Genomic DNA, 5,950 nt, shown 5'->3' on the forward strand with positions numbered 1-5,950 from the left:
CCGAATCGGCAACCGGGAAACGGTATCCGGCCGCCCTTGATGCCGGGGCGTGGGCCGAGTCGAACATCGTGGTGCTGTGGCCAAGCATTCTGATACCGTTCACAAATTCAGGGGAACGGGGCGGCCTCCTGTGTGCGCGCAGATAATGCGGCATCTCGCTGTCAAATTACTTGCCAAATTGTAAAATTGTACCACTATGGTCCCATGTTGTGCGCCGCTCGTGGCGCTGATTGCTCCGCTCGCGGAACAGCCAGCAAAACGGGTGCCGGCGCCGGCCTGGATCGCGGCGGTTGCTGCCATTCAGTCCGGACCGGAACCAGCGGTTGTGCAGCAGCGATGCCTTCGATTTTTCGGGCAACTGCAGGCTCGGGTGGGTCTGCGTGACCGGGAAATCAACTGCCTGTCACGATCATCTGTGTCTTTGGCCCAGCCTAGGGAGCCGAGCCACAGCGCAGATGATCGTGATTTCGCAACCAGCGTTCTGCTGGGCGGCAAGCAGTGTGGTCAGTTGACATAGGGTCACCGAACCAGGGGCGACGGATTCGAGTGTTTACTCGCGCCGTTCCACGCACAGTTTGGGGTGTTGGCGTTCAAGAATGTTTGCGGGGGAAATCATTGCAGGGGCGTTGCTGGGCAGTTTTACCTGTCTGGCTCCGGTTCACGACAACGCCAGCACGGTGCGTTGTGCCAATCGTCCGGACTTAGTTCGGTTGATGGGCTATGATACGCCAGCAATGCCGGCGACCTGCCTTCCCGGCGAAATCTGTCCCACTGGTGATCCTTTTGCCGCCCGCGAAGCGTTGCGCGGCCTGACCATGGGGCGACCCCTTGCATGCGAAACAGCCGGCACCGACAACAGGGGCCGCGTGCTGGCCCGCTGCCGGATCGATTCCACCGATATTTCCTGTGCCATGCTGGCGTCGAACCATGCCGTGCCCAGCAGGACGGCCGGCGATTGCAACTGCACAACCACGGTTCGCCGCCGCCCGGTCTTGCTGCAATCCGCCCGCTATGAACCGGGTGTTCTGCCCGGCGGGCTGCCGCAGGCGCTGCCGGCAAACGCTCGCATCACGCTCGATATGGGCGATTCGAACCCGGCACGATCATTGCCAGCCGCACCAACGGTCGTGATGGACGGGGTGGCGCTGCAAGAGACGCCGTGGTCGCTCCCTGTGGCCGGCGCCATGGTGATGATCGGCCTGTGGATGGCGATGGCCAATCTGGCGCTGTTGCAACTGGCGCATGAACGCTGGCCGGCGCGCGCGCGCTGGGGTGCCCCGATGGACCGGCTGGATCCCTGGCTGTTCCTGGGCCTGGCCGCTGCCGGCGCCTCACCCGCCGCATGGACAGCACTGTGGACCCGCCACGCCGGCCGTCAGCAGGAAGCGCTGCTGCCCCGCCTGCTCAATATCACCGGCATTCAGATTGGATTGCTCATCGGCGCGCTTTGGTGGTGGATCGCCGGCTGATACTGGTTGCGCTGGCTTGCGCCACGCTTGCGATTGTCAGGCCTGCCGGTAAACATGGGCCATGTCTTTGCCCCTGATCGTCCTGGCCGCCGCTGCCAGCTTTACCTGCGAAAACCCCAGCCATCATGATGGCGACAATGTGCGTTGTTCCAACCTGGGCGGCGCAATGCGTTTGCAAGGCATCGATGCTCCCGAAATGCCGGGCGCCTGCCGGCCGGGCCGTCGCTGTGTGGATGGCGATCCCTTTGCCGCGCGCGACCAATTGCGCCGCCTGACCCGCGGCAAGACATTGCAGTGCGTGCAGGAAGATACCGATACATATGGCCGCGCCATCGTCAATTGCACGGCAGGCACGGTGAACATCAGCTGTGCGATGATCGCCTCCGGCCTTGCCGAACCGCGCTATGCCGCGCTCGATTGCAACGATCAGGCCGCAGAGCCTGTTGCGCCACAATCCTTGGCTCAACGTGCGCCCGAACCGCAGCAGGCGCCAATGCCAGGCCCGGTGCCAGACCCGGTGCCAGAGCGGGTAATCGTGCCCGCCGATACGCCGGCACCGGCGCTGCTGGTCATTCCCGGCCCCGGCATGACCTTTCTGCTGATGCTGGGTCTGGCGCTGATCAACGCGGTCACCTGGGCGATGTTTGCCCTCGACAAACGCCGGGCAGTGGCTGGGCGTTCGCGTGAACGCATTGCCGAAACCAAGCTGCTGGGATGGGCGCTGGTGGGCGGCACGCCGGCTGCCTGGTACGCCATGAAGCAGCTGCGCCACAAATCGTCCAAGGACAGTTTCAAACAGTCGCTGTTGCTGATTTCGGGGCTGCAGTTCGGGGCAGTGATCGGCCTGCTGTGGTGGCAGTTTTCGGCGTGAGCGCAGCCGTGCTGCAAGCCGCCGGCGCCGCCGATCTGGATCGTCTGGCGCAGGGCCTGGCGCCAGCCGGAGCCGGCCTGCCCGATGGCGGCATCGAAACGCCCGACACAGTGGCGATGCTGCGCGACCTTGCCGGCAGCATCAGGCCGGATTTTGATCCGGCGGCCTGGCTGGTGGTGGCAGACGGCGAAATTGTCGGGCTGTTGTCGCTGGTAAAGCCGCCGGCCAACGGCATCATCACCATTGGTTATGGCATCGCACCGGCCCGACGCGGGCGCGGCCATGCCACAGCAGCGGTGCGCGCCTTGTGTGATTGGGCCCGTCAGGATCGGCGCGTGGCAACCGTCGCGGCCGAAACCGGCGCGGCCAACCAGCCATCACAGCAGGCGCTGATCGCCAACGGCTTTGTCTGCACCGGCCGCCGCGACGATCCAGACGACGGCCCGTTGCTGTGCTGGACACTCGTTGTCGGTTGAACGGATCGATTGCCCTTACCAGTGAATTCGATTGGCGCCGTCAGCACGCCTGCCCTATGCCGGGCCCATGAGCAGCCATGATTTCGACCTTTTGGTAATCGGTGCCGGTTCCGGCGGGGTGCGCGCCAGTCGCATCGCCGCTGGCCATGGTGCGCGCGTGGCGGTGGTGGAGGAATTTCGCGTTGGCGGCACCTGCGTCATCCGCGGCTGCGTGCCCAAGAAACTGCTGGTGTACGGATCGCACTTTGCCGAGGACCTGGAAGACGCTCGCCGCTTTGGCTGGCACATCGAGGGCAAGCGCTTCGACTGGCCAACCCTGCGCGACAATGTGGGGGCAGAGGTCAATCGGCTGAACGGCTTGTATCAGGACACGCTCGACAACAACAAGGTGACCACCCTGCTCGGCCACGCCCGGCTGATCGATACGCACACGGTGGAGGTGAATGGCCAGCGCTACACCGCCAGCACCATCCTGATCGCCACCGGCGCCCGGCCCTATCTGCCCGATGTGCCCGGCGCCGAACATGGCATCACCTCGAATGAGGTGTTCCACCTGCCCGAACTGCCGCGACGCATGGTGATCGCTGGCGCTGGCTATATCGCCACCGAATTTGCCGGCGTGTTCCACGAACTCGGCGTTGACGTGACCCTGATCAACCGCAGCGACACCATCCTGCGCGGCTGGGAACCGGCGCTTTCGGATCGGCTGTTGCAGATCAGCCTGGCCAAGGGGCTGAACTTCAAGCTGAATTGCCGACTCGAGCGCGTTGAAAAACTTGCAGATGGCCTGCGCCTGCACTTCACCGACGGCAAGACGCTGGATGCCGATGTGGTGATGTGGGCGCTGGGCCGGGTGCCTAATGTCGACGGCCTCGGGCTGGCGGATGCGGGTGTCGCGCTGAATGAAAAGGGCGCGATTGCCGTTGATGTCGATAACCGCACCAACGTGCCCAACATCTATGCCGTGGGCGACGTGACCGACCGGGTGCAACTGACCCCGGTGGCCATCCGCGAAGGCCACAGCGTTGCCGATCGCCTGTATGGCGGCAAGAACTGGCACGTGGATTACAACGCCATTCCATCGGCGGTGTTTTCCAACCCGCCGTTGGGCAGCGTCGGCATGACCGAGGCCCAGGCCCGCAACGCCTTTGGCGAAGTGAAGATCTTCACCTCCGATTTCCGGCCGATGAAGAATGTGCTGGCCGGCCGCAACGAACGCGCGCTGTATAAACTGGTTGTCGATGCCGCCACGGATCGCGTCGTGGGCGCCCACATGATCGGCCCGGATGCGCCGGAGATCCTGCAGGCCGTCGCCATCGCAGTGAAGGCCGGGCTGACCAAGGCGCAGTTTGACGACACCAAGGCCCTGCACCCAACGTTGAGCGAGGAACTGGTGCTGATGCGGTGACTTGCTCACCCTGATGATTTGCCGCAAAGCACCTGCGCTATGACCAACAACTGGACCCCCAACAGCTGGCGCCAACACGAAGCCCGGCAATTGCCCACCTATCCCGACGTCGCGGCGTTGCAGGCGGTGGAAACCGAGCTGCGTTCCTATCCGCCGCTGGTGTTTGCCGGCGAGGCGCGTGATCTGACCACACGTCTGGCCGACGTGGCGGCCGGAAATGCCTTCCTGCTCCAGGGTGGCGATTGCGCCGAGAGCTTTGCCGACTTCCACCCCAACACCATCCGCGACACGTTCCGCGTGCTGCTGCAGATGGCGGTTACCCTCACCTTTGCCAGCAAGATGCCGGTGGTGAAGGTGGGCCGCATGGCCGGCCAGTTTGCCAAACCACGTTCCGGGGATTTCGAGGAAATCGATGGCGTGTCGCTGCCCAGTTATCGCGGCGACAATGTCAACGACATCGCGTTCACGGCTGAAGCGCGCACGCCGAACCCGCAGCGCATGGTCCGCGGTTACATGCAGTCGGCGGCCACGTTGAACCTGCTGCGGGCCTTTGCCAGCGGCGGCTATGCCAATCTGCACCAGGTGCACAAATGGAACCTGGATTTTGCCGCCCGTTCGCCCTGGGCCGAACAATATGCCCAACTGGCCGATCGGATCGGTGAGGCGCTGGACTTCATGGAAGCCATCGGCCTGTCGCCGGAAACGGTGCCGCAGCTGAAGGGCACCAGCTTCTTTACCAGCCACGAAGCGCTGTTGTTGGGCTATGAAGAGGCCATGACGCGGGAGGACAGCCTGACCGGCGACTGGTACGACACCTCGGCCCATATGCTGTGGATTGGCGACCGCACGCGCTTTGCCGGCTCGGCTCATGTCGAATTTTTGCGCGGAGTCGGCAATCCGCTCGGCTTGAAATGCGGTCCGAGCCTGGAGGCGGACGATCTGATCCGTTTGCTGGACACATTGAATCCCGCGAATCAACCGGGCCGAATCACCCTCATCGCCCGATTCGGTCATGACAAGGTGGAAGCCAACCTGCCCCGCCTGATTCGCGCCGTGACTCGGGAGGGCCGCAATGTTTTGTGGAGCTGTGACCCGATGCACGGCAACACGATCAAGGCCGCTGGTGGCCTGAAAACCCGCCCATTTGACCGGATTCTGGCCGAAGTGACCGGATTTTTCGCCGTCCATCGGGCCGAAGGCACCCATGCCGGTGGCATCCATCTGGAGATGACCGGACAGGATGTGACTGAGTGCACCGGCGGCGCCGTCGCCATTTCCGATGAGGGCCTGGGCGCCCGGTATCAGACCCAGTGCGACCCCCGGCTGAATGCCAGCCAAAGCCTTGAAATGGCGTTTCTAATCGCCGAAGCCCTGAAGGCCGAACGCGAAGCCCTGGCACACAGCGCCGCCGCCTGACCGCGATCTGAAATTACCCGAACGGCCGCGCCCGGCCAGCCCGTCATGGCTGGCCGGGCGCGGTCGTATTTATTTCTGCTTCAGGCACAAATGTAGGGAATTTTTAACGCAGCTTTATCGTTCCTTATCATGAGAATTACAGTTCATGAGGGTTCAGCACAAAATGATAGCCGCGTTTACATTTTCCACACCAATACGGATTAAGCAGCAGATCGAACCGGATGTATCAGCGTTTCGATACATCCGGTTAACGAATAGTTTTTCTTCTCGAATATTATTCGAGGTAAAGGCTTCGTTACCAGTTGCTTTG

General features: G+C 63.0%; 5 protein-coding genes. All 5 read left to right on the forward strand.

Annotated elements, in window-relative coordinates:
• Positions 1 to 596: 596 nt before the first annotated feature.
• The 5 genes from RMO81_RS06065 (at position 597) to RMO81_RS06085 (ending at position 5,640) form a co-directional block, all read left to right on the forward strand.
• Positions 597 to 1,469 carry a hypothetical protein gene (locus RMO81_RS06065; RefSeq protein ID WP_310474884.1) on the forward strand — a complete coding sequence of 291 codons (873 nt, stop codon included), beginning with the start codon at positions 597 to 599 and terminating at the stop codon, positions 1,467 to 1,469.
• A gap of 61 nt (positions 1,470 to 1,530) precedes the next feature.
• The gene (locus RMO81_RS06070; protein ID WP_310474885.1) at positions 1,531 to 2,340 is read left to right on the forward strand and encodes a DUF1294 domain-containing protein; all 810 of its coding nucleotides are present in this window, start codon (positions 1,531 to 1,533) and stop codon (positions 2,338 to 2,340) included.
• Positions 2,337 to 2,816, forward strand: coding sequence for a GNAT family N-acetyltransferase (locus RMO81_RS06075; RefSeq protein ID WP_310474886.1), 480 nt, complete (start codon positions 2,337 to 2,339; stop codon positions 2,814 to 2,816). The genes RMO81_RS06070 and RMO81_RS06075 overlap by 4 nt, the downstream gene beginning before the upstream one ends.
• 67 nt (positions 2,817 to 2,883) lie before the next feature.
• The gene (gene gorA, locus RMO81_RS06080) at positions 2,884 to 4,224 is read left to right on the forward strand and encodes a glutathione-disulfide reductase (protein WP_310474887.1); all 1,341 of its coding nucleotides are present in this window, start codon (positions 2,884 to 2,886) and stop codon (positions 4,222 to 4,224) included.
• 39 nt (positions 4,225 to 4,263) lie between these two features.
• Positions 4,264 to 5,640, forward strand: coding sequence for a class II 3-deoxy-7-phosphoheptulonate synthase (locus RMO81_RS06085; protein ID WP_310474889.1), 1,377 nt, complete (start codon positions 4,264 to 4,266; stop codon positions 5,638 to 5,640).
• The last annotated feature ends 310 nt before the right edge of the window (positions 5,641 to 5,950 follow it).

It is taken from the genome of Sandarakinorhabdus sp. (genome assembly GCF_031422795.1).
Lineage (GTDB): Bacteria > Pseudomonadota > Alphaproteobacteria > Sphingomonadales > Sphingomonadaceae > Sandarakinorhabdus.

Coding starts and splice junctions, on each gene's coding strand:
- RMO81_RS06065 (WP_310474884.1), top strand. CDS start 597: ATGTTTGCGGGGGAAATCATTGCAGGGGCGTTGCTGGGCAGTTTTACC.
- RMO81_RS06070 (WP_310474885.1), top strand. CDS start 1,531: ATGTCTTTGCCCCTGATCGTCCTGGCCGCCGCTGCCAGCTTTACCTGC.
- gorA (WP_310474887.1), top strand. CDS start 2,884: ATGAGCAGCCATGATTTCGACCTTTTGGTAATCGGTGCCGGTTCCGGC.
- RMO81_RS06085 (WP_310474889.1), top strand. CDS start 4,264: ATGACCAACAACTGGACCCCCAACAGCTGGCGCCAACACGAAGCCCGG.